Source organism: Streptomyces sp. NPDC058632 (assembly GCF_042717095.1).
GTDB lineage: Bacteria > Actinomycetota > Actinomycetes > Streptomycetales > Streptomycetaceae > Streptomyces.
In genome coordinates, this window is sequence record NZ_JBHXQZ010000079.1 from 1 (window position 1) to 25,205 (window position 25,205).

The following is a 25,205-nucleotide window of genomic DNA, read 5'->3' on the forward strand; positions in this document are numbered from 1 at the left end:
GGACGACGGTGGCGCGTACGACGAGGACCACCGCGACGGCGACCACCGCGACGCGCAGGACGCCGAGGACCCCCGGACCTTCCGTGACGCCCGCCGGGCCCGCAACGGCCGCGGCCTCCGCGACGTCCCGGACGCGGAGCCCCTGCCCCCGTACGGGCAGCAGGGCCCGAACGCGCCGTACGAACAGCAGCAGCCGCCGCCCGACCCGGACCAGAGCCTGTGGCTGCACGCCAGGGACCCTCAGTCCGTCGAGTACCACGGCGGCTACGACCCCACCTACGATCCCGCCGAGGACCCGCAGTACGCCGCGTGGGTGGCGGAGCAGGAGCGGGCCGACCAGTACCGCGGACAGTTCGAGGAGGCGCCCCCGGCGCAGGAGCCGTCCCCGGAGGAGACCGGCACCTTCCCCATCCCGGTCGGCCCCGGCCGCACCCGTGAACTGGGCGAGGGCGGCGGCACTCCGGAAACCCCGGCCCCGGTACCGGACGACGACGGCTACTACCAGGTCTTCAAGCAGTCGATAAGCGGCAGCGGCTACCCGACTCCGCGCGAGTTCGGCGACAACGTCCGGGCGACGTACGGCCACTCCCTGCTGGACGCCGAGGCCAAGCGCCTGGTCCTCGACTTCCAGAACCGCCACTCCGCCGAGCTGGAGGAAGACCACATCGCGTGACCCGCACCGCGCGGAGATACGCAGATACGCATACGTAGTACATACGAGGAGGGGGCGCCCGGCGAACACCGGGCGCCCCCTCCTCGTATGCGTCGATACGTCGCTCAGTCCCCGAGCAGCGCCCGCACCCGCTCCTGCCCCACCGCGAGCAGCAGGGTGGGCAGACGCGGACCCGTGTCCCGCCCGACCAGCAGGTGGTAGAGCAGCGCGAAGAACGACCGCTGGGCGGTCTTGATCTCCGCCGGCAGCTCCTTGGGCGTGGCGTCGGCGGGGAAGCCGGCCTGGACCTTGGGGACGCCGTAGACATGGTGGGTGAGCCCGTCCAGGGACCAGTGGTCGGCGAGTCCGTCCAGCAGCAGCCGCAGGGACCGGCGGCCCTCCTCGTCGAGGGACTTCAGCAGCGTCTCGTCCGGCTCCGTACGCACGATGGTGCGCTGGTCGGCCGGGACGTGGAGGGTGATCCACGCCTCGGCCTTGTCGTAGCGGGGCCGGGCCTCGTCGAGCGAGGCGAGCGGGTGGGCGGGGTCGAAGTCGCTGAGGATGCGCAGCGCCTGGTCCGTGTGCCCGCCGGTGATGTCGGCGACGGAGGCGAGCGTGCGGTACGGCAGCGGCCGGGGCGTCCTCGGCAGCGCGCCGCTCGCCGTGCCCACCGCGCGGGAGTGCGCGGCGACGTCGGCGGGCAGGGCGGTGCCGTCGGCGACCTTGGCGTCGAGCCGGTCCCACTCGTCGTAGAGGCGCTGGATCTCCTGGTCGAAGGCGACCTTGAAGGACTGGTTGGGGCGGCGGCGGGCGTACAGCCAGCGCAGCAGCTGGGGTTCCATGATCTTCAGCGCGTCGGCGGGCGTGGGCACGCCGCCGCGTGAGGACGACATCTTGGCCATGCCGCTGATGCCGACGAAGGCGTACATGGGACCGATGGGCTGCTTGCCGCCGAAGATGCCGACGATCTGCCCGCCGACCTGGAACGACGACCCGGGCGAGGAGTGGTCGACCCCGCTCGGCTCGAAGATCACGCCCTCGTACGCCCAGCGCATCGGCCAGTCGACCTTCCAGACCAGCTTGCCGCGGTTGAACTCGCTCAGCCGGACCGTCTCCGAGAAGCCGCAGGCGGTGCAGGCGTAGGTCAGCTCGGTGCTGTCGTCGTCGTAGACGGTGACGGTGGTGAGGTCCTTCTCGCAGTTGCCGCAGTACGGCTTGTACGGGAAGTAGCCGGCGGAGCCGGTGCTGCCGTCGTCCTCGGCGGCGGCACCGGAGCCCTCCGCCGCCTCCAGCTCGGCCTCGTCGACCGCCTTCTGCTGCTGCTTCTTCGCCGGGGCCTTCTTGGTGCGGTACTGGTCGAGGATCGCGTCGATGTCGCCGCGGTGCCTGATGGCGTGCAGGATCTGCTCACGGTAGGCGCCGGAGGTGTACTGCTCCGTCTGGCTGATGCCGTCGAACTCCACGCCCAGCTCGGCGAGCGAGGCGACCATGGCGGCCTTGAAGTGCTCGGCCCAGCTCGGGTACGGGGAGCCCTTGGGGGCCGGGACCGAGGTGAGCGGCTTGCCGATGTGCTCGGCCCATGTCTCGTCGACGCCCTCGACACCGGCCGGGACCTTGCGGTACCGGTCGTAGTCGTCCCAGGAGATCAGGTGCCGGACCTGGTGGCCGCGGCGGCGGATCTCGTCGGCGACCAGGTGCGGGGTCATGACCTCGCGGAGGTTGCCCAGGTGGATCGGGCCCGACGGGGACAGTCCGGACGCGACGACGACCGGTTTGCCCGGGGCCCGACGCTCCGACTCCTCGATGACCTCGTCCGCGAAACGGGAGACCCAGTCGGTGGTCTCGGTGCTCTGAGCCACGATCGGCACGTCCTTCTTTCTGCTCGGGCAGCCGGCACGGTCGCACGGCTGACCTCTCCATCCTCCCAGCCCGGACCGCATCCGCGAAAACCGCTTTTCACCGCGTGGGATACTCGGTTTTCGTAGTACTCCCGGAACCCGAGCAGAACGGCAGCCACTCCATGGCCTCGGTCACGTCCCTCAGCGACTCCGTCCAGCAGCACCTCGCGTCCGCGCTCTCGGCCACCCGGCCGGAGGCCGCCGGCGCGGACCCGCTGCTGCGCCGAAGCGACCGGGCGGACTACCAGGCCAACGGCATCCTGGCGCTGGCCAAGAAGGCGAAGGCGAACCCGCGGGAGCTTGCCGCCGAGGTCGTCGCGCACGTCGTCACGGGTGACGAGCTGATCAAGGACGTCGAGGTCTCCGGACCCGGCTTCCTCAACATCACGATCGCGGACCGGGCGATCACCGCGAACCTCGCCGCGCGGTACGCGGACCCCGAGCGCCTCGGTGTGCCGGTGGCCGCGGACCCCGGCACCACGGTGATCGACTACGCCCAGCCGAACGTGGCGAAGGAGATGCACGTCGGCCACCTGCGGTCCGCCGTGATCGGTGACTCCGTCGTCCAACTCCTGGAGTTCACCGGGGAGAACGTGGTGCGCCGTCACCACATCGGCGACTGGGGGACCCAGTTCGGCATGCTCATCCAGTACCTGGACGAGCACCCGCACGAGTTGGACCACAAGGACGCCGAGAACCTCCAGGCCTCCGGTGAGGAGGCGATGTCCAACCTGGACCGCCTCTACAAGACCGCGCGGAAGCTGTTCGACTCCGACGAGGAGTTCAAGACGCGCTCCCGGCGCCGGGTGGTCGACCTCCAGGCGGGCGATCCGCGCACGCTCGCCATCTGGCAGAAGTTCGTCGACGAGTCGAAGATCTACTTCTTCTCCGTCTTCGACAAGCTGGACATGGAGATCCGGGACGCGGACATCGTCGGCGAGTCCGGCTACAACGACATGCTCGCCGAGACCTGCCGCCTGCTGGAGGAGTCGGGCGTCGCGGTCCGCTCCGAGGGCGCGCTGTGCGTGTTCTTCGAGGACGTCCTGGGCCCGGACGGCAAGCAGGTCCCGCTGATCGTGCAGAAGTCGGACGGCGGCTACGGCTACGCGGCGACCGACCTGTCTGCGATCCGCGACCGTGTCTTCCACCTGAAGGCCGACACCCTGCTGTACGTGGTGGACGCCCGGCAGGCGCTGCACTTCAAGATGGTCTTCGAGACCGCGCGCCGGGCCGGCTGGCTCGGCGACGAGGTGAAGGCGCTCCAGCTGGCGTTCGGCACGGTCCTCGGCAAGGACGGCAAGCCGTTCAAGACCCGTGAGGGCGAGACGGTGAAACTGGTCGACCTGCTGGACGAGGCGATCGACCGTGCCTCCGCGGTGGTCCGGGAGAAGGCGCAGGACCTCTCCGAGGAGGAGATCGCCGAGCGGGGCACCCAGGTGGGCGTCGGCGCGGTGAAGTACGCGGACCTGTCGACGTCGGCGAACCGGGACTACAAGTTCGACCTCGACCAGATGGTCTCGCTGAACGGCGACACGTCGGTGTACCTCCAGTACGCCTACGCCCGTATCCAGTCGATCCTGCGCAAGGCCCCCGAGGGCGCACGCCCGTCCGCGCACCCGGAGCTGGCGCTGCACGAGGCCGAGCGGGCGCTGGGCCTGCACGTGGACGCGTTCGCGGAGACGGTGGCGGACGCGGCCCGCGAGTACGCCCCGCACAAGCTGACCGCGTACCTGTACCAGCTGGCGTCCCTGTACACGTCGTTCTACGACAAGTGCCCGGTACTGAAGGCCGAGTCTCCGGACCAGGTGGCCAACCGCCTGTTCCTGTGCGACGTCACGGCCCGCACGCTGCACCGGGGCATGGCCCTGCTGGGCATCAGGACGCCCGAGCGGCTCTGAGCGCCGCCGACCGTACGAGACCGCGGCCCGTCCTCTCCCCCGAAGGGAGGACGGGCCGCGGCCGTTCAGGCGGTCAACCGGCCGACCGGCATCCGGTCAGCCGGGGTTGCCGTTGGCGAACCGCTTGAACGCGGCCTGGGTCCCCGAGCCGGCGATACCGTCGATGGCGCCGGTGTAGCCCCAGTGCGCCTTCAGCAGCCGCTGCGGCGCCTTCACCGTGTTGGGTCCGACGATCCCGTCGATCGGCGTCGTGGTAACCCCAGTACGCCCTGAGACCGCGCTGGAGGGCCTTCCAGCTGTTGGTGCCGAGCCGCCCCTCCCCCGCCCCGCTGCCAGGGGGCCGCCCGCTAAGGCAGGGGATCCGATGAACATGCTCTGCGGTTTCCCCCCGAACACCCTCCTCGAGCACCGCACCGCCTCCGGCGCCCACCTTCAGGTGCGCTACAGCTCCGAGTGCGGGACGAGCCGGGGCCGTGTCCGGGGCACCCGGGTGGGCGACCGCATCGGGCCGACCGCGGCCGGCCCGACCCGCTCCGCCGAGATCGCGGACGCCCTGGACGCGAAGGCGTACGTCTATACGCCCATGACAAGAACCCGCCCGGGCACCGTCGTACGAGCCTGCTTCCGCTCCGCGGCGGACCCGGAACGGGAGTGCTTCGAGGCCACGGTCCGCTGAACGCGATTCCGAAGGCCCGAAAGCCCGAAGGCCCGAAGGCCCGAACGGTCAGGGGTGCAGCACGACCTTCGTGTAGCCCTCGATCCGCTTGTCGAACTTGTCGTACGCCGACGACGCCTGGTCCAGACCCAGTTCGTGGGAGACGACGAAGCTGGGCTTCGCCCGGCCCTCGATGATCATGTCGCGCAGGTGCCGGTTGTAGCGCTTCACGTTGCACTGGCCCGTCCCCACCCGCAGGCCCTTCTCGAAGAGCTTGCCGATCGCGACGAGGAGCATGCCCTGTTTGGCCTGCTCGTCCGGTGCGCCCGGGTCGGCCGGGACGTAGAGTCCGGGCACGCCGAGCGCTCCGGTCGGCCTGACCGTGCCGACGAGCGAGTTGAGCACGGTCGCCGGTTCCTCGTGCGTTTCCCCTTGTGTCGTCGTCGTCGCCTGGTAGCCGACGGCGTCCACACCCTTGTCCGTGCCGACGCCCCCGGTCTGCTCCTTGATCTGCTCGACCGGGTCGCCCTCGGCGAAGTTGATTGGGACCGCACCGATCTCCTCGGCCTTCTGCAGCCGCTCGGGGACCCGGTCCACGACGAACACCTTCTTCGCGCCGCGCAGCAGAGCCGAGTAGGCGGCCATGAGCCCGACCGGGCCGGCCCCGTACACCGCGACGCTCTCACCGGGGCGGACCTGGGCGAGTTCGCAGCCGTGGTAGCCGGTGGGGAAGATGTCGGCGAGCAGGATGAAATCGCTCTCGTGCTCCTTTCCCTGAGGCAGTTTTAGGCAATTGAAGTCGGCGTAGGGAACGCGCAGGTATTCGGCCTGGCCGCCCTGCCAGGGCCCCATGGAGACATAGCCGTAGGCGCCGCCCGCGAAGCCGGGATTGACGGTCGTGCAGTATCCGGTGAATCCCTCGGCGCAGTTGGTGCAGAACCCGCAGGCGACGTTGAAGGGCATGACCACGCGGTCGCCCTCCTTGAGCGCGGTGACGCCCTGGCCTGCTTCCTCGACGATTCCCATGTTCTCGTGGCCGAAGACGATGCCGGGCTCGGCGCCGGTCCGGCCCTCGTACATGTGCAGGTCGGAGCCGCATATCGCGGTGGAGGTGACCCGTACGATCACGTCGTTCGGATGCTGGATGCGAGGCTTCTCCACATCCTCGACCTCGACGCTGAACGGCCCTTTGTAAACGACGGCTTTCATGATCGCGCCCTTCGTTCGACAACGCACGTCCGATCACGCGCCCGCCCCCGATTTCTCGGCGTGACCTATTCCTCATGGTTCTTCGGTCCACAGCATCAGGCAAGTCGGTAATCTCGCCATGAACGCAGTGCGGTGCAATTTTCCGTGCCGCATCGGCACATCATGAGGGTGAGCGAGAAGTGTCAGCACAACGACTGGGGACCCTGCTGGTCTCCGTGCCGGGCCTGTCCGGCACCACCTATCCGCCCGGGACGACCGTGACCGTCCGTGGCCGGGGCGCGACCGTCGACGCCTTCGTCAACGGCGACTGGCTCCCTCTGTCGTGGTGGGAGTTCTCCGACGGCCTCCGCGAGGACATCGCCGACCGCTGACATCATCGGCCGGTCGCCCTCGCCGGGCGAGGGCGAGGGCTGGGGCGAGGCGCGCCCGGGGCCGGGGCTGCTGAAGCGTGTGAAGCGTCGACGGAGTCAGTGCAGGGTGCGGGCCACCTCGACCGCCCAGTAGGTGAGGATGTTCTGCGCACCGGCCCGCTTGATGCCGGTGAGCGACTCGAGGACGGCCCGGTCGCGGTCGATCCAGCCCTTCTCCGCGGCGGCCTCGATCATCGCGTACTCGCCGGAGATCTGGTACGCGGCGACGGGCACGTCCACGGCGTCGGCGACCTTGGCGAGGATGTCGAGGTAGGGGCCGGCCGGCTTGACCATCACCATGTCGGCGCCCTCGGCGAGGTCGAGGGCCAGCTCGCGCAGGGACTCACGGGCGTTGGCCGGGTCCTGCTGATACGTCTTGCGGTCGCCCCTGAGCGAGGAGCCGACGGCCTCGCGGAAGGGACCGTAGAAGGCGGAGGCGTACTTGGCGGTGTAGGCGAGGATCGCGACGTCCTCGCGGCCGATCTGGTCGAGGGCGTCACGGATGACGCCGATCTGCCCGTCCATCATCCCGCTGGGCCCGACGACGTGGGCGCCCGCGTCGGCCTGGACCTGCGCCATCTCGGCGTACCGCTCGAGGGTGGCGTCGTTGTCGACGCGGCCCCGGTCGTCCAGGACTCCGCAGTGCCCGTGGTCCGTCGTCTCGTCGAGGCACAGGTCGGACATGACGAGCAGGTCGTCCCCGACCTCGGCCCGTACGTCCCGCAGGGCGACCTGGAGAATCCCGTCCGGATCGGTGCCGGGGGTGCCGAGGGCGTCCTTCTTGGACTCCTCGGGCACGCCGAACAGCATGATCCCGGAGATCCCGGCCGCCACGGCCTCCGCGGCCGCCTTCTTCAGGGTGTCCCGGGTGTGCTGCACCACGCCCGGCATCGCCTCGATCGGCACCGGCTCACCGATCCCCTCGCGCACGAAGGCGGGCAGGATGAGGTCGGCGGGGTGCAACCGGGTCTCGGCGACCATCCGGCGCATGGCCGGGGTGGTCCGCAGACGCCGGGGCCGGGTGCCGGGAAAAGATCCGTACGTCGTCATACCACCCACGCTACGCCCGCCGGCCGCCTGCCTTTACCGACGGCCGGTCGGCCCGGGGAACGCCGGAGGGCGTGTCACGGCCGGCTGCCGTGACACGCCCTCGGGACGGTGAATCAGCGCTGGCGGTGGCCGCGGTCGTCGCCACGCTCATTGCCGCGGTCATTGCCACGCTCATTGCCGCGGTCGTCGCCACGCTCATGGCCGCGGAAACGACCCCAGCTCTCGGTGTCGACGACCGCGCCACGGCGGTTCGACAGGGTGGCCCGGTCGGAGCGGTTGTCCCAGATGTGCCCGCGGCGGTCCTGGTAGACGTCATGGCGGGTGTCGCGGCCGAATCCCGTGTGCACCTTGACCGTCGAGCGGCCGTTCAACCGCAGGTGACGGAAGGTATACCTGTCTCCCTCGCTGTTGCGCAGGGTCCAGCCCTTCAGGTCGACGCTCTGGCGGGACCGGTTGGTGATGTTCACCCACTCGCCGTTCAGCGAACGGTTGCTGCGGGTGTCCGGGCCGGGAGCGTTGTACTGGACGGCGCTGATGACGACCTGCCGACGGTCGGGGGCCCTGTCCTGGTCGGCGGACGCCGGCAGGGCGGCGGCCGCCACGACGGAACCGGTCACCAGAGCGACAGCGGTCAGACGGCGGGCGGCGGAAGAAGCAGACACGTGGTCCCCTTCGCGTTCGTGCGCCGGCCCATCCCACGTATGGACGGGCGGCGCTCTCCGAGTGGTACGTCCCGGCTGGCTGCCGAGGTCCCACACTCTGCTGCCGTAACGGTTCCTTTCATGGAAAGTTCCCCCACCGCGGACGTAATGGGGACATGTCCGCAACACTCGACTGCCAGATGCACGCATACCATTCGAATACGGAGTTCGAATCGATACGTCGCACATCGACCCGTGGCCCGTCCGGGTCCGTCGTGCTTCGGCCAAGGTCGTGCCCTGGTGCGCCACCGCGCACGCCACCCTGACGTTCACCCGAAAGTGGGTAACAGGCCCGGCGGGGCACGGGGAGGTGGAGGCCTTCCCTCCACTCGGTTCCGCAGGGACAAGGGACAGGAGCGGCGTGCGTCGCCGGACCGGTCCCGGGCTGCGACCCGATGCCGAAGAGCGCACCTTGTCCCGAGACCTCGGGCGAGAGCTGAAGCACGTGAGGCACCGGAGGCACACCCGAGGCACCGCGCCATGGTGAGGAGGGCTTGCCCACCCGCGGTGACGACCGAGGCGGCGGTGGCGACGGCCGGCGAGGAAGCGCCGTGCGAGGAATGCAAAAAGGCAAGGAGGCGAACCCACTCCTTGCCACTCTCAACGTATAGCGCACCGGGGGGCTTGCGGCAAGGCCCCCGGGATGGCGCAGAATCGCTCCTCGTGAAGCCGACTAACCATCCGACCATCAGCCCTACCAGCGTCTTCGACCTCCCCGAGCGTCTTGCGGCCAAGGCCGACCCGAAGCTGATCGCCGGCGACCAGGCGCACTTCGCGGCCATCGCGGAGAGCCTCGAGGGGGCGATCGCCGAGCTGTCCGACCGTCGCGCCGCCACCCTCAGGGCGCCCGGTGGCGTCGGCCGGGAGGCGATGGACCGGGACCTGGAGGTGCACCGGCTGACCGCCCGCCTGCGCGCCCTGAGCCGCTTCGGGCTGGACCTGTGCCTGGGGCACATCGTGAGCGCCGACGACCCCGAGCCGGTGTACATCGGACGGCTCGGCCTCACCGACAGCACGGGCCGCCGCCTGCTGCTCGACTGGCGGTCCCCCGCCGCCGAGCCGTTCTTCGCTGCGACGCACGCCGACCCGATGGGACTTGCGAGCCGCCGCAGGTACCGCTGGACCGGCGGCCGGATCAGCGACTACTGGGACGAGGTGTTCACCGCCGACGGCCTCGAGGGGCACGCCGCCGCGCTCGACGACCACTCCGCCTTCGTCGCCAGTCTGGGCGGCGACCGGTCGGACCGGATGCGGGACGTGCTCGGCACCATCCAGGCCGACCAGGACGCCATCATCCGCGCGGGCTCGCGCGGCGCCCTGGTCGTCGACGGCGGCCCGGGTACGGGCAAGACCGTCGTCGCCCTGCACCGCTCCGCGTACCTGCTCTACTCCGACCCCCGCCTCGGCCACCGTCGCGGCGGCGTGCTGTTCGTCGGCCCGCACCAGCCGTACCTGGCGTACGTCGCCGACGTCCTGCCCAGCCTCGGCGAGGAGGGCGTACAGACCTGCACGCTGCGCGACCTCGTCCCCGAGGGGCCCACGGCAGCCGCCGAGCGCGACCCGGAGGTGGCCCGTCTGAAGGCGTCCGCGGACATGGTGAGGGCGATCGAGACGGCCGTACGGTTCTACGAGGACCCGCCCGCCCGGACCATGGCGGTGACCACCCCCTGGTCGACCGTCCCGCTGACCGCCGACGACTGGGCGGAGGCCTTCCAGGCCCCGGAGCCCGGCACCCCGCACAACGAGGCGCGTGAGCACATCTGGGACGAGCTGGTCACGATCCTCCGGGACAAGCACGGCGCCGAGGCCCCGCCGGACCGCCTCTTCCAGCGGGCCCTGCGCGGCAACCACGAACTGGTCACCACCCTCAACAACGCCTGGCCGCTCCTCGAACCCACCGACATCGTCTCCGACCTGTGGTCGGTCCCCGCGTACCTGCGCATGTGCGCCCCCTGGCTCGGCCCCGACGAGGTCGGGCGCCTGCGGCGCGAGGGCGAGGACGCCCAGACCTGGACGGTGTCCGACCTGCCGCTCCTCGACGCGGCCCGGCAGCGGCTCGGCGACCCGAAGTCGTCCCTGCGCAAGCGCCGCCACGACGCCTCGATCGCCGCCCAGCGCGAGCGCATGGCCGGCGTCATCGACAACGTCATCGCCTCCGACGACGACGGCGAGGGCGCGGTGACGATGCTGCACGGCCAGGATCTGCGGGACAGCCTGATCGACGAGAGCGCCCTGCCCACCCCCGAACCGGACGCGCTCGCGGGCCCGTTCGCGCACGTCGTCGTGGACGAGGCCCAGGAACTCACCGATGCCCAATGGCAGATGCTGCTCCTGCGCTGCCCGTCCCGGAGCTTCACCATCGTCGGGGACCGCGCCCAGGCCAGGCACGGCTTCACGGAATCATGGCAGGAACGGCTCCGGCGCATCGGCCTCGACCGGATCGACGTCGCCTCCCTGAACATCAACTACCGCACGCCGCAGGAGGTGATGACGGAAGCCGAGCCGGTCATCCGCGCCGCCCTCCCCGACGCCAACGTCCCGACCTCCATCCGCGCGGGCGGCCTCCCCGTCGTCCACGGCCCGGCCTCCGACCTGGACGCGGTCCTCGACACCTGGCTCGCCGCCCACGAGGACGGCAACGGAATCGCCTGCGTCATCGGCGACCCCACGTTCCGAGGCACCTCCCGCGTCCGCTCCCTGACCCCGGAACTCGCCAAGGGCCTCGAATTCGACCTGGTCGTCCTCGTGGACCCGGACAGGTTCGGCACGGGCATCGAGGGAGCGGTCGACCGCTACGTGGCCATGACCCGGGCGACCCAGCAACTGGTCGTCCTCACCTGACGCCTTGACGGGTTGTACGGGGAGGCACGCGCTCAGGCCACGCATGCGCCCTCGCTCATTGCCATCGGACCGGACCGGCAATCGCGGCAGCGGCCAGGTTCCGGGGCGCGGAAGACTCGTCCGCAGCCGTCGCAGTCCTGGAAGGGGGGTGGGCGGTGAGCGCCGCTCGTGCTCGACACCGTGCCCGGCGGGGGCGTGGGGACGGCGGGAAGGGGTGGGGGCAGCAGTGCGCGGAGGCGGTAGGCGATCACGCCGGCCGGGTGTTTCATGACGGCGGGGAGATCTGCGGTCAGCGTGCGGTGGACGGCGGCGGTGGCGTCTCGTTCGAACCGGTCGACGACACCCGGGGCCGGTCTGTTCACGTCCCGGAGGGGCAGGGCAAGGCGTTCGTCGGTGCGGCGCAGACCCGCGAGGAGGGCGACCGCCTTCTCGTACAGCGGGTCGTCACGACGGGCTGCGTCACGCGGCGGGTCCTCGGATGCGAGGGCGTTTGCGGGCTCGGTCGGGGTGACCGGGGTGACCGGGGTGACCGGTTCGGCAGTGGCTTGGTCGTCCTCCTGGGACGTTTCCCGTACGTCAGCACCGGTCGCGGCGTCGCGGGTGCGGGTACGGGGCACCGCCGTACGCCCTGCCACCCGGACGGGAGTGGGGGCGGGCGACACGGCCACCCGGGCGGGGAGCGGCGCGTGATGGGCGTATGTACGCGTCACCAGGCGGCCCTCCGTCGTGTGCTCGCGGACCCGCTCCAGGTAGCCGTGCGCCTCCAGCTCCCGCAGCGCGAAGGCGATCCGGTCGCGCCCCTCGGGGAAACGCTCGGCGAGGCTGCGGATGTCGACCGGGGTGCCCTCGGGCACCGAGAAGATGTGGGTCGCCAGTCCGATCGCGGTCAGTGACAACTCGCGGTGCTGGGCGAGGTGGTTGCCCACGACCACGTACTGACCGGATTGGTACGTGCGTACGTGGGTGACACCAGAGGGCGTGGCGCTTCGCCGAACACCCTGATTCGGGCGCGGGGCGGCATTAGGCTTCATCTCAGCCATGGGGAAGAGGCTCGCTTCCTTCATTGGTCAGGCCCTCGCCCTGGGAGTGATAGTCCCGGCGGGGGCCGACGTATGTGCGGGGTCGTGGGAGCGGCGAGTCGTCTCGCCCTCGAGGCGAGACTGCCCGCCCGAACCACCGGCGCGCCAGCCGCTTCGGCCGGTTTCACCCACCCGAGTGACCTACGCGAGGTTTGGTTTGGTTGGTTGGTTTTTTCCCTGGGTTCTTTGGTCTTTTACCGCCCGCAGCCCCGGCCCGCGAACCGCCGCAGCCTGCGTTTCCCGGCGCCGGTGGGCCGCCTGCCCGGCACGCCGGCGCGAAGGCCGAATGTCAGTGCGGGCGGTTACGGTACGCCCGTGAACGAAATGCCCGGTGACGACCGCCGCCTGCCACCCGCCCTCGCCGACCTGGCCCGCGTCGAGTTCGACCACGCCGACGGTCACGGGATCGACTTCGAGCCCTACGGCGCCTTCGGCACCGCCGAGGAAACCACCGACTGGCTACGCCAATGGACCGGAAACCCCGAGCTCGACGGCGACGCCTACCGGCTGTTCGGGCAGGACGGCTCCGGCGGTCTCGCGGCCGTCTGGTACGGCCGGCCCGGTCGGCCCCTGGCCGAGCAGCCCGTGGTGTTCATGGGATCGGAGGGTGAGCGCGGCGTGGTGGCCGGTAATCTGTCCGACTTCCTGTGGGTGCTGGCCGACGGCGTCGGACCACTGGAGTCCGTGCTGTACGAGGAGCACGAGTCGCGTCCGGACGCGAGCCTCACCCGGCTCGCCGAGCGGCACGCCACCACCCCGCGCCGCCCTGCCCGGGACATCATCACCAGGGCCCGTGCCGAATTCCCGGCCTTCGCCGACGACATCGACGAACTCTGCCGCTGAGCCGGTGAGGGACTCCGCACGAGGTCCCCGCCTGCGACCGCCCGAGCTCGTGGCTTTCCACACCCCGAAGCTCAGCCCCGCGACCCTCGGAACACACGCACAGCCGCTCCGGTTCGAAGCTCGTCGGCCAGAACCGCGCGGGACAGCTCGCGAACGCCGCTGAATCGAGTTCAGGTACGACGGCTCGGTGGAACGCACGGCACACATCATCGCCGGGAACGGCTTCCCAGTGGACTGGAAGCTGTGGGAGCGCGACTTCGCAAGCCGTGCAGCGCGCTCGCGGCCCGCTTCAGCCGGCGCGCGTCCACCTCGATGCTCGTGACGCCGGCGGAACCGAGGCGTTCGCAGGCGAGCGCGGTCGAGTACCCCGTCCCCGTGCCGATCTCCAGCACCGTGTGCCCCTCCCTGACATCGGCGTCGGCCCACATCCGCACCACGAGTGACGGCAGGGTGGAGGACGAGGTCGGGGCCCCTCCGTGCCGCTCGGCCGGGTGCTCCCAGTCGGGTTCGTCACCGTCGAACCGGGTGATGAGCGTGGTGTCGGAGTACGCGGCGGCCAGCCGGCGCCCGTGGTCGAGTGCGGCGGTGACCGGCTGCCACACGGTCGGCCCCTGCCCGTCGCGCTCGTCGGCGGGCAGGTAGAAGCCGGGCACGAACCTGTGCCGGGGCACCGTCTCCACCGCCGCCCGCCAGGCCGGATCGTCCAGCAACCCGCGTACGGCGAGGTCCTCCGCCATGACCGCGCGCAGCCGCGCGGCATCGGTTTCGGGATCGACGGGCATCGTCATGAACGGCCCTTCCTTTCCACGGTGAGAAGGTCGGCGAACGCCTCGGTGATGTCCTCGGCGTCGGGAAGCCAGCCACACTGTCCGTTCGGGTTGCACTCGATCGCCGTCCAGTGTTCCGGGTCGTCCCCGTCACCGGTGAGCGCGAAGTCGAAGCAGCCGAAGACCAGACCGAACGAGGCCAGGTAGGCGTGCAGCGCCGCCTCTACGGGCGGCGGCACGGTCACCTCCCCCGTCCCCACCTCCCGGCTCGCCGTACGCAGCCACCCGTTCCACGCCGGACGATCCCCGTCGATGCGGGCGCCGAACGTCAGGTCGGGCCCGATGTCGGCGGGGTCGACGCGGACGACCGGCACCCCACGCGCGTTCAGCGCGGCGACGACCCGGTCCGCGGTGACGTCCTCCAGCGCGGTGACGACCAGGACGGTGGGGGGCATCCGTCAGTCCGATTCGTAGTCGGTGGTGCTGTCGTCCTGCGTCTGGGGCTGCGAGCCGTTCCCGTCACCGCCCCCGGACACGGAGGCGGTGCCGGTCGTCCTCGACGTCCCGTGCCTGCCCATCTCGACCGGCCGCCCGGCGGTGTCGGTGTAGCGGGCGGTCTGCGTGACCGGGTCGAGCGCCACCGTCGCGTACGGCGGCGGCCCGACCGGCAGCCGGTCGGTGACCAGGCGCAGCGCCCAGGGGGCCTCGGGGGTGAGCGTCGTCATGGGTGTCCCTTCTCTCTCCGCGATACGGCGTTTCCCGATTCGCGCCACCCAGTGTGCTCGCGCGTGTGCAAACCGTGAAAACGGGCAGCTCGTACGGCCGGTCGCTGTACGCCGGGTGTCCGGTTTCTGTCCGGCCTGCCCGGGGTGACCGGGTGCGGGCGGCCGGAGTTGGTCCGGGGAAGGGTGCGCGCGACGGGAGGCGGCGGACATGAGCGAGTGGGCAGCGGGGCCGGACGACGAAGAGGCCGGGGCCGTGATGCGTACCGTCCTGCGGCAGCTGAAGCTGTGGCGGGAGGCGGCCGGCCTCACCCAGGCGGAGTTCGGGGCGGCGATCGGGTACGGGGAGGAGATGGTCTCCTGTGTGGAGCGGGGGCGACGGATTCCCCGGCCGGAGTACCTGGACGCGGCGGACGAGGTGTTGGGGGCGGGCGGGAAGATCGCCGCGCTCAAGCAGGACGTGGCGGAGGTCCGGTACCCGAAGAAGGTAGGGGACTTGAAGAAGCTGGAGGCTGAGGCCGTCGAGCTGGGGGCCTACAACAGCTCCGTCATTCAAGGGTTGTTGCAGACCGAGGACTACGCACGGGCCGTATTCAACGCGCATCGACCGGCGCTCACCGAGGATGAGGTTGAGCAGCAGGTGGTGGCACGCTTGGCACGACAGGGGATCCTTGATCTCATGACCGGGCGGCGCGTCTTCAGCTTTGTGCAGTGCGAGTCGACGCTTCGCAGGCCCATGGGAGGCAGAATGGTGATGCGCCAGCAGCTCGAACGGCTGCTGGAAATTGCCCAGTTTCGCAACGTGGACCTCCAGGTCCTTCCCTCGGACCGCGAGGTGAACTCCGGAACCGGCGGTTCGTTCCGGCTGCTCGAGCTCAAGGGAGGAACCACAATCGCGTTCAGCGAATCGCCCCTGAGTAGCAGAGTGACGGCTGACCCCAGGGAAACAACGGTCCTCGACACCCGCTACGGAGCTCTGCGCGCCCAGGCTCTCAGCCCACAGGATTCGTTGCCCCTCATCGAGAAAGCACCGGGAGGGACAAGGACATGACGCTCAAGGCCCCTGTAACCGGCACCGAGCCGGAATGGACAAAGAGCAGCTACAGCACGTCCGACGGCCCCGACTGCGTCGAGGTAGCCACTGCCCCCGCACACATCCTCGTCCGTGACTCCAAGAACCTCACCGGACCCCGCCTCGCCCTCGCCCCTGCCACCTGGACGGCCTTCCTGCCATACGCAGTCGAGCGCTGACGAAGTGAACGACCGTGACCCACGCCTGCATTGAAGGGTGCGGGCCACGTCCGCGTGTCAGTCGACGACCGGAGCCGCCTCCGCCGCAGGGCCCTCTCCCCGTGCCTGCTGCAAGGTCTCCGCGATCGCGGCGAACTCCTCCAGCGTGGCCTGAAGGTCCTCGACGATCTCGGCAGCCAGTACCTCGGGGGCGGGCAGGCTGTCCGCGTCGTCGAGGCTGGGGTCGCGGAGCCAGGTGATGTCGAGGTTGGCCTAGGTGTTCTGTCCCGAGACCTCCGCGGCCACCCCTCGCCCGGCCTCGTCACCGGGTCGTCGGCCCCGTCCCGGCTCGATCAGAGCGGCGACCAGCACATGTGGCACCCGGACCGCCACCTGATCGGCGGCCGGCTCGAAGAGGCTCAGCGCCTTGACCGGTCCCAGCGGCACAGGCACCCGTCCAGGCCCGCTGCGCACGCCGTTTCACTCTGCTACCTTTCGACTGTCACATTCTCGCAGATGGAGAGGGAAAGTGGAATGAGCCCCACGATCCGGGTCGACGACGAGGTGTACGAAGAGCTGCAGAAACAGGCCAAGCCCTTCGTCGACACGCCGAACAGCACTCTCCGCCGGATCCTCGGCCTCCCGGAGAAGGTGACGCAGCCAGGAGGCGGGGCCGGCACACCCTCATCACCGGAACCCGCGCTCCGCCCCCTCCTGGTGGACAGGCGGCTCCGCCCCGGGCAGCGGCTGGTGTGGCGGCGGCGGAACCTCCACCGGGTGCACTATGCCGAAGTACTCGAGGATGGCACGCTCCGGCTGGAGGACGGCTCCGTTCACGGCACCCCCTCCAGCGCGGCCACGGCACTCGCGGGCAACTCCCAGAACGGCTGGACGGCCTTCGCCACCGAGGACGGCACCCTGTTGCGGGACCTGCGTTGAACGCGGGCACTCCGGCCGCCCGGACCTACGATGGCCTGACACTCGGAGGTGGACCATGGCAGGTGTGACCAAGCCCAAGGTCGGTCGTGTCGCACCGCTGGAACTGGTCGAATGGGCCCTGAGCGGGCGCATCCGGATTCCGCGCTTCCAGCGTTCGTACCGCTGGGAAGCCTCCGACTCCGAACGGCTCTTCGACAGCATCCTGCGTGGCTACCCCATCGGCAACCTGCTGATGTGGCGCAAGCCCGCACCGGCCGCCGAGATCACCCTGGGCGAGCTCCGGTTCGACGCCCCGGAAAGGTCCGACGCGTTGTGGGTGGTCGACGGACAGCAGCGGTTGACCACGCTCATCGGCGCGCTCACGGCATCCGAGGACACGGTGGACCGCCGGTTCCGCATCTTCTACGACCTGCGGGAGAAGGACGCCCGCAGACGGTTCCTGTCCGCGCCGCACTCCCGGACCGTACGTGATCACTGGCTGCCGGTCTGGGTCGCCGGCGACAACCGGCGGCTCATCTCCTGGCAACGTGAACGGCCGTGGCTGACCGAAGAGGAATACGGCCTCTGCGACTCGGTGGCCACCGCCATCCGCACCTACGAGATTCCCATGTACGAAATCGAGGGCGACGACGAGCAGGCGCTGCGCGAGATCTTCGACCGGATGAACACCTTCGGCAAGACCCTGAAGAAAGCCGAGATCTTCCAGGCTCTGCATTCCGCTCCCCTCGATGTGCAGCCGTCCGATCTCGATGCGCTGCGTGACCGGGTCGGAGCGCTCGACTTCGGTGACTTCACCCCCCAGTTGCTCATGCAGAGCGTGATGGCGACGCGGGGCGGGCAGGTGGACCGCGACTTCCGCCATGAGTTCAAGGACGACAAGGACCGGCAACAGGCCTTCGCCCGGACCGAGAAGGCACTTCGCCTGGTGGTCGACTGGTTGCGCGACGAGGCCGGAATTCCCCACCTGCGCCTGCTCCCGTACGCCCTTTACGTGCCCGTGCTCACCCGTTACACCGCTCTGTTCGGGTACCCGGCGGGGCGGGGCAGTGAGCTCCTGCGCCGCTGGGTCTGGCGGGGAGCGGCGGTCGGCGCGGCCCCGCAGGGAAACACCGTCGCTCTGCGGCGCAACGCCGGCGCCGTACATGACGATCCCGTCGCCAGTGCCACCCGGATGCTGGGCCTGCTGCCGATCGGCGGAGAACTATGGAAGCCGAATCTGACCCAGACGGCGCTGAACCGGACCCAGGCGAAGATCAACGTGCTCGGTCTCCTGTCGGCCCGCCCCGTCCTCCTCGCGCCAGCCACGGATTCGGACGGGAACCACTACCCGACGGGCACCTTGCTCGGCGACTCGCGCCTGCTGGTGGACATGCTCAACAACGGGAATTCCCCCCTGCAGTCACTGGTGTCCGGCCGGACCATGGCCGCCAAGGTGCTGCACCCTGCGAACCGGACCGATTTCGGCCACCTCTGGCAGTGGTCGGACCCTGCCGTCCTCCGGTCGCACTGCATGGACGAACGGTGCTTGGACCTGCTCAACGCGTATACCGACGAAAGCACCGTCGACTTCCTGGACCGCCGCGCCCGCATCATGACCACGGTCATCTCGGATCATGTGCAGCGCATGGCGCTGTTCGGATTCTCCGACGGGCCAGAGGCCGAGGCCCTGTTCGACGAGAACCTCTGGGGAGACGGCACAGATGCAGCGTGATGTGACCGCGACGGTCCACCTGGGAGACCGTCGTGTCGGCGTGCTGGGTCACCACAAGGGCAACACGTGGTTCGAGTACACGGACCTGGCAGCCGACCATCCGATTCTCGGGCAAGGGTTCGAGCGTGATCCGCGCAAGCGCCGGACAGCGAGTGGCAGTGTGCCGGAGTGGTTCGCGAACCTGCTTCCGGAGCAGGGCAGCGGGCTCCGGCGTCTGGTGGCCGCCGAGTTGGGCAAGCAGCGGATCCACGACTTCGTCCTGCTGAACCATCTCGGTGAGGATCTGCCCGGTGCGGTACGCGTGGTGCCGGACTCTCCGCTGGACGACCTCCCCGACCACGACCAGCCCGAGACATGCAGCCACGACCATGCCCTGCGCTTCTCCCTGGCCGGCGTGCAGCCCAAGTTCTCGATGCGTTTCTCGGGCAAGGCACTGGTGCTTCCGACCACCGGCAGCGGCGGCGACTGGATCGTCAAGCTCCCCGACGAACGCTTCCCCGCCGTCCCCGCCAATGAATACGCCATGCTGCACTGGGCGGCCCTGTCGGGTATCGATGTGCCCGAGGCCGTCCTCGTCCCCGGCTCGAAGGTCAGCGATCTGCCCGACGGACTGACCGATCCCTCGGAGCCCGTACTCGCGGTGCGGCGCTTCGACCGGACGCGTGAGGGCCGAGTCCATCAAGAAGACTTCGCCCAGGTGCGCGAAGTCGCCGCCGACTCCAAGTACGACCGGGCCAATTACACCGGCCTCGGCCGGGTGATCAACGCGATCTGCCCACCCGAGGACGTCGTCGAGTATGTACGCCGGCTCGTCGCCATGGTCGTCATGGGAAACGCCGACGCACACCTGAAGAACTGGACGCTGCGCTACCCGGCCGGGAGACAGGCCCGGCTCTCTCCCGCGTACGACCTGGTGTGCATCGCCGCCTACCCGAAAGCCGACCAGAAGCTGGCTTTCCCGCTGAGCGGCACCACCGACTGCGCACGCGTCACTCTCGACAGCTTCCGCGCCCTGTCACCGTCGCTGATGCTGCCCGATGAACAGATCGCCTCGACCGTGCGGGAGAGCGTCGCGGCCCTCGCCACCTCGTGGCCTCAGGTGAAACGTGACTACCCCGTTCCCGACATGGTGGTCAGGGCCATCGACGAACGTCTTGAACAGCTTCCGCTGATGCACGCCTGAGGCGATAACACGCGGATCTTGGGCGGACGTGCTCAAGACGTCGTAGGCCGGACGAGAAGAGGCGCCCCCGAAAGGGCGCCCCTTCTCATCTCAGGTCGTAGACCGGCGTCTGCGCGCTCCCGGGCGCCGTTCGCTCGGCCGGGTCACCGGGTCGCCGGCCTCCAGCGCGGCCAGCCGGCGGCGGGTGCCGAAGTCGGCCAGGGCCTCCGCCAGCTTGTGGACCGACGGTTCCGAGGCCATGACGTCGACCCGCAGCCCGTGTTCCTCGGCCGTCTTCGCCGTCGCCGGGCCGATACAGGCGATGACCGTCACGTTGTGCGGCTTGCCCGCGATGCCGACCAGGTTGCGGACCGTCGACGACGAGGTGAAGAGCACCGCGTCGAAGCCGCCGCCCTTGATCGCCTCACGGGTCTCCGCCGGCGGCGGCGAGGCGCGCACCGTGCGGTAGGCGGTGACGTCGTCGACCTCCCAGCCCAGCTCGATCAGGCCGGCCACCAGCGTCTCGGTGGCGATGTCGGCGCGCGGCAGGAAGACGCGGTCGATCGGGTCGAAGACCGGGTCGTAGGGCGGCCAGTCCTCCAGGAGCCCCGCCGCCGACTGCTCGCCGCTGGGCACCAGGTCGGGCTTGACACCGAAGGCGATCAGCGCGTTGGCCGTCTGTTCGCCGACCGCGGCGACCTTGATCCCGGCGAAGGCGCGGGCGTCGAGACCGTACTCCTCGAACTTCTCCCGCACCGCCTTGACCGCGTTGACGGAGGTGAAGGCGATCCACTCGTAGCGGCCCGTGACCAGGCCCTTGACCGCCCGCTCCATCTGCTGCGGGGTGCGAGGCGGTTCGACGGCGATGGTCGGCACCTCGTGCGGCACCGCGCCGTAGGACCGCAGCTGGTCGGAGAGCGACGCCGCCTGCTCCTTCGTGCGCGGCACGAGCACCTTCCAGCCGAACATCGGCTTGGACTCGAACCACGCCAGCCGGTCGCGCTGGGCGGGGGCGGAACGCTCACCGACCACGGCTATGACCGGCCGGCCGCCCTCGGGCGACGGCAGCGCCTTCGCCTGCTTCAGTGTCTGCGCGATCGTGCCGAGCGTCGCCGTCCAGGTGCGCTGCCGGGTCGTCGTACCGGCGACGGTCACCGTCAGCGGGGTGTCGGGCTTGCGACCGGCGGACACCAGTTCGCCCGCCGCCGCGGCCACCGAGTCGAGCGTCGCGGAGACGACCACCGTGCCGTCCGACACCCCGACCTCGGTCCAGCACCGGTCGGACGCGGTGCGCGCGTCCACGAACCGTACGTCCGCGCCCTGCGCGTCCCGCAGGGGCACACCGGCGTACGCGGGCACGCCGACCGCGGCCGCGACACCGGGGACGACCTCGAAGGTCACCCCGGCCGCCACGCACGCCAGCATCTCCTCTGCGGCGTACGCGTCGAGGCCGGGATCACCGGCCACCGCACGGACGACCCGCCTGCCGCCCCGCGCGGCCTGCATGACAAGATGTGCCGCATCCCGCACCGCGGGTGCGCCAACGGTTGGTGACGCGCCGTCAACAACCGTGAGTTGAGGCGTGCCTGTGCCCGGAGCGGACATCGCGGAGGAACCCGCCGAGTCCGTGTCCGTGGGCACCTCGGCGACGCCCTGCCTGGCATGCCGGCGTACGACGTCGAGCACCTCGTGCTCGGCGACGAGAACGTCCGCGTTCGCCAGCGCCTCCACGGCGCGCAGAGTCAGCAGTCCCGGATCCCCGGGTCCGGCACCGAGGAAGGTGACGTGCCCGTGTTCCGGAGGGGGTGGAAGGGTAGTGGGGCTCACAGTGCTCGCTCCCCCATCAGACCGGCCGCGCCCTGCGCGAGCATCTCGGTGGCGAGTTCGCGACCGAGCGCCATCGCCGCCTCATGCGTCTCGGGCACGGGACCGGTGGTGGACAGCTGCACCAGCGTGGTGCCGTCGGTCGTGCCGACGACGCCCCGCAGGCGCATTTCCTTGACAATCGACCCGTCCGTCTGGGGGTCCCCCCGGTCTCGAGCGAAGTCGAGACCGGGGGGAAGATCGGCGAGCGCCCCCACAGGGGCGGTGCAGCCGGCCTCCAGGGCGGCGAGCAGTGACCGCTCGGCCGTCACGGCGGCCCGCGTGAACGGGTCGTCGAGCTCGGCGAGCGCGGCGGCCAGCTCCGTGTCGCGCACGGAGCACTCGACCGCCAGGGCCCCCTGGCCGGGGGCGGGCAAAACCGTGTCGACCGACAGGAAGTCGGTCACCTCGTCGCTGCGTCCGACCCGGTTCAGTCCGGCGGCCGCCAGCACGACGGCGTCCAGCTCACCGCTGGTGACGTACCCGATCCGGGTGTCGACGTTGCCGCGTATCGGCACCGTCTCGAACTCCAGACCGTGGGCCACCGCGTACGCGTTCAGCTGGGCCACCCGGCGTGCCGCGCCGGTGCCGATGCGGGCGCCGCGCGGAAGGTCCGTGAGCTTGAGCGCGTCCCGCCCGATGAGCACGTCACGCGGGTCCTCGCGCTCCGGTACCGCGGCCAGGACCAGCTCGTCGTGCGGTGCGGTCGGCAGGTCCTTCAGCGAGTGCACCGCGAAGTCCACCTCGCCCCGCACCAGGGCGTCGCGCAGCGCGGCCACGAAGACGCCCGTACCGCCGATCTGCGCGAGGTGCTCGCGCGACGTGTCACCGTACGTGGTGATCGGGACGAGCTCGACAGGCCGTCCGGTCACCTGGCTCACGGCATCCGCCACCTGCCCGGACTGGGCCATGGCGAGCTTGCTCCGCCTGGTCCCGAGCCTCAGTGCCTTTCCAGTCATGCCGGCCCTCGGTTCTCTGCGATGTGCACGCTCTTCGCGTTCTTCGCGTTCTTCTCGGTGCTTTCCTCGGCTCGGGAGACGGAGGCCACCGTCTCGGGGTCGAGGTCGAACAGGGTGCGCAACGCGTCCGCGTACCCGGCGCCGCCGGGTTCGGCCGCGAGCTGCTTGACCCGCACGGTCGGCGCGTGCAGCAGTTTGTCGACCACCCGCCGCACGGTCTGGGTGATCTCCGCGCGGTGCTTGTCGTCCAGGCCGGGCAGCCGGCCCTCGAGGCGGGCGATCTCACCGGACACCACATCCGCGGCCATGGTGCGCAGCGCGACCACGGTCGGCGTGATGTGCGCGGCCCGCTGTGCCGCCCCGAACGCCGCCACCTCGTCGGAGACGATACGCCGGACCTGGTCCACATCGGCAGCCATCGGAGCGTCCGCGGACGCCTGAGCGAGTGTCTCGATGTCGACCAGCCGCACCCCGGCGAGGCGGTGCGCGGCGGCGTCGATGTCGCGCGGCATCGCGAGGTCGAGCAGGTACAGCACGGGCTCCGGGCGCGGCGGCTCGGCCACCGGCTCCGGACGGCGTCGCTCGGGGATCCGGCCGGCCCTCGCCGCGGTCGCGGCCAGCGCGCCGATCAGCTCGGGGCCCGCCCGGTCCGCGCCGTCCGCGTCCACGCCGCGCCGGCCGGCCTGGCGGCGGTCGACGGTGCTGCCCCCGGCCCACGTCGCGTGCTGCTCCAGCGTCGCCGCGTCCATGCCGGCGACGGCCGCCTCGCCCATCACGGAGAAGCCGGGCTGCACGGAGGCCAGGTCCAGCGGGCAGTCCTCGTCGGTGCCGATGCTCACGGGAGGCAGGGACGCCGTCCGCGCCTCCGGCACCTCGCCCCGTACGGTCTCCGGCGCCTCGCCGCGTACGGCGACGTCCGGCAGCTCACCGCGCACGGTCGTGGGCCGCGCCCCGGCCCGGCCCTCGACACCGGCGGCGATCGCCTCGGCGGTGAGGACGAGCCCGGTCGCGCCCGTGCAGGAGACGACCATGTCGGCACGTGTCAGCTCGAACGGCACCGATCCCATCGGTACCGCGCGGGCCGGCACGTCCGTGTCATCGCCCTCCGTCAGGATCTCGACGAGGCGCTCGGCCCGGTCGGCGGTGCGGTTGGCGATCACTATCTCGGAGACACCGGCCCGCGCGAGCGTGGCCGCGGCCAGCGACGACATCGAACCGGCGCCTATGACCAGGGCCTTCTTGCCCTGCGCCCAGCTCTCGACGGGCGTGCCGAGGGCCAGCTGCTCCAGGCCGAAGGTGACCAGGGACTGCCCGGCGCGGTCGATGCCGGTCTCCGAGTGGGCCCGCTTGCCGACCCGGAGCGCCTGCTGGAACAGGTCGTTCATCAGCCGGCCCGCGGTGTGCAGTCCCTGCGCACGTGCCAGCGAGTCCTTGATCTGGCCGAGGATCTGCCCCTCACCGACCACCATCGAGTCCAGTCCGCAGGCCACCGAGAACATGTGGTGGACGGCGCGGTCCTCGTAGTGCACATAGAGATGGGGGGTGAGCTCCTCCAGGCCGACCCCGCTGTGCTGGGCCAGCAACGTGGACAGCTCGGCGACACCGGCGTGGAACTTGTCCACGTCGGCGTACAGCTCGATGCGGTTGCAGGTGGCGAGCACCGCGGCCTCGGCGGCCGGTTCGGCGGCGACCGTGTCCTGCAGCAGCTTGGTCTGCGCGTCCATGCTCAGCGAGGCCCGGTCCAGCACACTGACCGGCGCGCTGCGGTGGCTCAGCCCGACGACGAGGAGACTCATGTCGGCATCACGGCGGGTACGTCCCCGTCGGGTCCCTGGTCGACGGTGGGCTCCGGGTCCGCGGCGGCACCCCGGCGCGCGACAACGGGCGGCTGGGCGGGGGCGGCGGCCCCGGTGGCGGCCAGCTCGCCGGCCTTGCGCTGCTCGTGGAAGGCGAGGATCTGCAGCTCGATGGAGAGATCCACCTTGCGTACGTCGACGCCGTCCGGAACGGACAGCACGGTCGGCGCGAAGTTCAGGATGGAGGTGACCCCCGCGGCCACGAGGCGCTCGCAGACCTGCTGGGCGGCACCGGCGGGCGTCGCGATCACGCCGATCGACACCCCCTCGTCCTCGACGATCTGCTCCAGTTCGTCGGTGTGCTGCACGGGTATCCCGGCGACGGGCTTTCCGGCCATCGCGGGGTCGGCGTCGATGAGCGCGGCGACCCTGAACCCGCGGGAGGCGAACCCGCCGTAGTTGGCGAGCGCGGCACCGAGGTTACCGATACCGACGATCACAACCGGCCAGTCCTGGGTCAGACCGAGTTCACGGGAGATCTGGTACACGAGATACTCGACGTCGTAGCCCACCCCCCGGGTCCCGTAGGAACCCAGGTAGGAGAAGTCCTTGCGCAGCTTCGCGGAGTTGACGCCCGCGGCAGCCGCCAGTTCCTCCGAGGAAACCGTGGGCACCGAGCGCTCGGAGAGCGCGGTGAGGGCGCGGAGGTACAGCGGAAGCCTGGCGACGGTGGCCTCGGGGATCCCTCGGCTACGGGTCGCCGGTCGGTGAGTTCGGCCAGTTGCCACGGTGCTCCTGCGGGTAGAGCGGGGCTTCAGGC

Annotated in this window: 22 protein-coding genes and 3 pseudogenes; 11 read left to right on the forward strand and 14 right to left on the reverse strand. The window is 70.6% G+C overall.

Annotated elements, in window-relative coordinates:
• Positions 1-673, forward strand: a pseudogene (locus ACFWVE_RS26050) (hypothetical protein); the annotation flags it as partial.
• 104 nt (positions 674-777) lie between these two features.
• Here ACFWVE_RS26050 and lysS read toward each other — a convergent pair.
• Positions 778-2,520: a lysine--tRNA ligase gene (gene lysS, locus ACFWVE_RS26055; protein ID WP_384018552.1), complete on the reverse strand. Its 1,743-nt coding sequence runs from the start codon at positions 2,518-2,520 to the stop codon at positions 778-780.
• A gap of 152 nt (positions 2,521-2,672) precedes the next feature.
• Here lysS and argS point away from each other — a divergent pair, with 152 nt between their 5' ends.
• Positions 2,673-4,448 (forward strand): arginine--tRNA ligase, encoded by a 1,776-nt coding sequence (gene argS / locus ACFWVE_RS26060; RefSeq protein WP_384018632.1) that lies wholly within the window; start codon positions 2,673-2,675, stop codon positions 4,446-4,448.
• 96 nt (positions 4,449-4,544) lie between these two features.
• Here argS and ACFWVE_RS26065 read toward each other — a convergent pair.
• A pseudogene (locus ACFWVE_RS26065) lies at positions 4,545-4,776 on the reverse strand (peptidoglycan-binding protein); the annotation flags it as partial.
• A 36-nt stretch (positions 4,777-4,812) separates the two neighbouring features.
• Between ACFWVE_RS26065 and ACFWVE_RS26070 the strand changes: the two are divergent.
• Positions 4,813-5,124 (forward strand): DUF2690 domain-containing protein, encoded by a 312-nt coding sequence (locus tag ACFWVE_RS26070; protein ID WP_384018555.1) that lies wholly within the window; start codon positions 4,813-4,815, stop codon positions 5,122-5,124.
• 48 nt (positions 5,125-5,172) lie between these two features.
• On the opposite strand, the gene ACFWVE_RS26075 is transcribed toward ACFWVE_RS26070, so the two are convergent.
• On the reverse strand, positions 5,173-6,312 hold the full coding sequence (locus tag ACFWVE_RS26075) for a glutathione-independent formaldehyde dehydrogenase (protein WP_384018558.1): 1,140 nt from the start codon (positions 6,310-6,312) through the stop codon (positions 5,173-5,175).
• Between the two features lie 179 nt (positions 6,313-6,491).
• On the opposite strand from ACFWVE_RS26075, the gene ACFWVE_RS26080 reads away from it, so the two are divergent.
• Positions 6,492-6,683 (forward strand): hypothetical protein, encoded by a 192-nt coding sequence (locus tag ACFWVE_RS26080; RefSeq protein ID WP_168487486.1) that lies wholly within the window; start codon positions 6,492-6,494, stop codon positions 6,681-6,683.
• A gap of 96 nt (positions 6,684-6,779) precedes the next feature.
• Here the strand turns inward: ACFWVE_RS26080 and hemB are convergent, their stop codons facing one another.
• On the reverse strand, positions 6,780-7,772 hold the full coding sequence (gene hemB / locus ACFWVE_RS26085; RefSeq protein ID WP_384018561.1) for a porphobilinogen synthase: 993 nt from the start codon (positions 7,770-7,772) through the stop codon (positions 6,780-6,782).
• A 113-nt stretch (positions 7,773-7,885) separates the two neighbouring features.
• A complete protein-coding gene (locus ACFWVE_RS26090; RefSeq protein WP_384018564.1) occupies positions 7,886-8,434 on the reverse strand; it encodes a lamin tail domain-containing protein in 549 nt (182 codons plus the stop codon).
• Positions 8,435-9,136: 702 nt separating this feature from the next.
• Between ACFWVE_RS26090 and helR the strand changes: the two genes are divergently transcribed.
• Entirely contained in the window at positions 9,137-11,314 is a 2,178-nt protein-coding gene (helR, locus tag ACFWVE_RS26095) for an RNA polymerase recycling motor ATPase HelR (RefSeq protein ID WP_384018566.1), read from the forward strand.
• Positions 11,315-11,346: 32 nt separating this feature from the next.
• Here the strand turns inward: helR and ACFWVE_RS26100 are convergent, their stop codons facing one another.
• A complete protein-coding gene (locus ACFWVE_RS26100) occupies positions 11,347-12,246 on the reverse strand; it encodes a helix-turn-helix domain-containing protein (protein ID WP_384018568.1) in 900 nt (299 codons plus the stop codon).
• Between the two features lie 471 nt (positions 12,247-12,717).
• Here ACFWVE_RS26100 and ACFWVE_RS26105 point away from each other — a divergent pair, with 471 nt between their 5' ends.
• Positions 12,718-13,236, forward strand: a complete 519-nt coding sequence (locus ACFWVE_RS26105; RefSeq protein WP_384018634.1) for an SMI1/KNR4 family protein — start codon at positions 12,718-12,720, stop codon at positions 13,234-13,236.
• A gap of 263 nt (positions 13,237-13,499) precedes the next feature.
• Here ACFWVE_RS26105 and ACFWVE_RS26110 read toward each other — a convergent pair.
• The 3 genes and pseudogenes from ACFWVE_RS26110 to ACFWVE_RS26120 form a co-directional block, all read right to left on the reverse strand.
• A pseudogene (locus ACFWVE_RS26110) lies at positions 13,500-14,024 on the reverse strand (SAM-dependent methyltransferase); the annotation flags it as partial.
• Complete coding sequence (locus tag ACFWVE_RS26115) at positions 14,021-14,458, reverse strand: hypothetical protein (RefSeq protein ID WP_384018571.1); 438 nt, start codon at positions 14,456-14,458, stop codon at positions 14,021-14,023. The pseudogene ACFWVE_RS26110 and the gene ACFWVE_RS26115, both read right to left, overlap by 4 nt.
• A gap of 3 nt (positions 14,459-14,461) precedes the next feature.
• A complete protein-coding gene (locus ACFWVE_RS26120) occupies positions 14,462-14,728 on the reverse strand; it encodes a putative ATP-grasp-modified RiPP (RefSeq protein WP_384018574.1) in 267 nt (88 codons plus the stop codon).
• A 208-nt stretch (positions 14,729-14,936) separates the two neighbouring features.
• On the opposite strand from ACFWVE_RS26120, the gene ACFWVE_RS26125 reads away from it, so the two are divergent.
• Together ACFWVE_RS26125 and ACFWVE_RS26130 are read left to right on the forward strand one after the other, a co-directional pair.
• Complete coding sequence (locus ACFWVE_RS26125; protein ID WP_384018577.1) at positions 14,937-15,776, forward strand: helix-turn-helix domain-containing protein; 840 nt, start codon at positions 14,937-14,939, stop codon at positions 15,774-15,776.
• Positions 15,773-15,976 carry a DUF397 domain-containing protein gene (locus ACFWVE_RS26130; protein WP_384018580.1) on the forward strand — a complete coding sequence of 68 codons (204 nt, stop codon included), beginning with the start codon at positions 15,773-15,775 and terminating at the stop codon, positions 15,974-15,976. Before ACFWVE_RS26125 ends, ACFWVE_RS26130 begins: the two co-directional genes overlap by 4 nt.
• Before the next feature lie 252 nt (positions 15,977-16,228).
• On the opposite strand, the gene ACFWVE_RS26135 is transcribed toward ACFWVE_RS26130, so the two are convergent.
• Entirely contained in the window at positions 16,229-16,402 is a 174-nt protein-coding gene (locus ACFWVE_RS26135) for a hypothetical protein (RefSeq protein ID WP_384018582.1), read from the reverse strand.
• Between the two features lie 87 nt (positions 16,403-16,489).
• On the opposite strand from ACFWVE_RS26135, the gene ACFWVE_RS26140 reads away from it, so the two are divergent.
• From ACFWVE_RS26140 to ACFWVE_RS26150, 3 genes are read left to right on the forward strand one after another with little or no spacing between them, the layout of a single operon-like run.
• The gene (locus ACFWVE_RS26140) at positions 16,490-16,894 is read left to right on the forward strand and encodes a hypothetical protein (protein WP_384018585.1); all 405 of its coding nucleotides are present in this window, start codon (positions 16,490-16,492) and stop codon (positions 16,892-16,894) included.
• 55 nt (positions 16,895-16,949) lie between these two features.
• Positions 16,950-18,605: a DUF262 domain-containing protein gene (locus tag ACFWVE_RS26145; protein ID WP_384018588.1), complete on the forward strand. Its 1,656-nt coding sequence runs from the start codon at positions 16,950-16,952 to the stop codon at positions 18,603-18,605.
• Entirely contained in the window at positions 18,595-19,788 is a 1,194-nt protein-coding gene (locus tag ACFWVE_RS26150; protein ID WP_384018591.1) for a type II toxin-antitoxin system HipA family toxin, read from the forward strand. Before ACFWVE_RS26145 ends, ACFWVE_RS26150 begins: the two co-directional genes overlap by 11 nt.
• 90 nt (positions 19,789-19,878) lie before the next feature.
• Here the strand turns inward: ACFWVE_RS26150 and ACFWVE_RS26155 are convergent, their stop codons facing one another.
• Genes ACFWVE_RS26155 through ACFWVE_RS26170 form a run of 4 tightly spaced genes read right to left on the reverse strand, consistent with a single transcriptional unit; the run spans position 19,879 to position 25,173 of the window.
• A complete protein-coding gene (locus tag ACFWVE_RS26155; RefSeq protein ID WP_384018594.1) occupies positions 19,879-21,594 on the reverse strand; it encodes a uroporphyrinogen-III synthase in 1,716 nt (571 codons plus the stop codon).
• Positions 21,591-22,589: a hydroxymethylbilane synthase gene (gene hemC / locus ACFWVE_RS26160; protein WP_384018597.1), complete on the reverse strand. Its 999-nt coding sequence runs from the start codon at positions 22,587-22,589 to the stop codon at positions 21,591-21,593. Before hemC ends, ACFWVE_RS26155 begins: the two co-directional genes overlap by 4 nt.
• A complete protein-coding gene (locus ACFWVE_RS26165) occupies positions 22,586-24,385 on the reverse strand; it encodes a glutamyl-tRNA reductase (RefSeq protein WP_384018600.1) in 1,800 nt (599 codons plus the stop codon). Before ACFWVE_RS26165 ends, hemC begins: the two co-directional genes overlap by 4 nt.
• A complete protein-coding gene (locus tag ACFWVE_RS26170) occupies positions 24,382-25,173 on the reverse strand; it encodes a redox-sensing transcriptional repressor Rex (RefSeq protein WP_384018602.1) in 792 nt (263 codons plus the stop codon). Before ACFWVE_RS26170 ends, ACFWVE_RS26165 begins: the two co-directional genes overlap by 4 nt.
• Positions 25,174-25,205 lie beyond the last annotated feature (32 nt).

What these genes read in the sequence shown, in the direction of transcription:
- ACFWVE_RS26140 (WP_384018585.1), top strand. Translation starts at nt 16,490, where the DNA reads ATGAGCCCCACGATCCGGGTCGACGACGAGGTGTACGAAGAGCTGCAG.
- ACFWVE_RS26075 (WP_384018558.1), bottom strand. Translation starts at nt 6,312, where the DNA reads ATGAAAGCCGTCGTTTACAAAGGGCCGTTCAGCGTCGAGGTCGAGGAT.
- hemC (WP_384018597.1), bottom strand. Translation starts at nt 22,589, where the DNA reads ATGACTGGAAAGGCACTGAGGCTCGGGACCAGGCGGAGCAAGCTCGCC.
- ACFWVE_RS26105 (WP_384018634.1), top strand. Translation starts at nt 12,718, where the DNA reads ATGCCCGGTGACGACCGCCGCCTGCCACCCGCCCTCGCCGACCTGGCC.
- ACFWVE_RS26120 (WP_384018574.1), bottom strand. Translation starts at nt 14,728, where the DNA reads ATGACGACGCTCACCCCCGAGGCCCCCTGGGCGCTGCGCCTGGTCACC.
- ACFWVE_RS26115 (WP_384018571.1), bottom strand. Translation starts at nt 14,458, where the DNA reads ATGCCCCCCACCGTCCTGGTCGTCACCGCGCTGGAGGACGTCACCGCG.
- ACFWVE_RS26125 (WP_384018577.1), top strand. Translation starts at nt 14,937, where the DNA reads ATGAGCGAGTGGGCAGCGGGGCCGGACGACGAAGAGGCCGGGGCCGTG.
- ACFWVE_RS26150 (WP_384018591.1), top strand. Translation starts at nt 18,595, where the DNA reads ATGCAGCGTGATGTGACCGCGACGGTCCACCTGGGAGACCGTCGTGTC.
- hemB (WP_384018561.1), bottom strand. Translation starts at nt 7,772, where the DNA reads ATGACGACGTACGGATCTTTTCCCGGCACCCGGCCCCGGCGTCTGCGG.
- ACFWVE_RS26165 (WP_384018600.1), bottom strand. Translation starts at nt 24,385, where the DNA reads ATGAGTCTCCTCGTCGTCGGGCTGAGCCACCGCAGCGCGCCGGTCAGT.
- ACFWVE_RS26145 (WP_384018588.1), top strand. Translation starts at nt 16,950, where the DNA reads ATGGCAGGTGTGACCAAGCCCAAGGTCGGTCGTGTCGCACCGCTGGAA.
- ACFWVE_RS26130 (WP_384018580.1), top strand. Translation starts at nt 15,773, where the DNA reads ATGACGCTCAAGGCCCCTGTAACCGGCACCGAGCCGGAATGGACAAAG.
- ACFWVE_RS26070 (WP_384018555.1), top strand. Translation starts at nt 4,813, where the DNA reads ATGAACATGCTCTGCGGTTTCCCCCCGAACACCCTCCTCGAGCACCGC.
- argS (WP_384018632.1), top strand. Translation starts at nt 2,673, where the DNA reads ATGGCCTCGGTCACGTCCCTCAGCGACTCCGTCCAGCAGCACCTCGCG.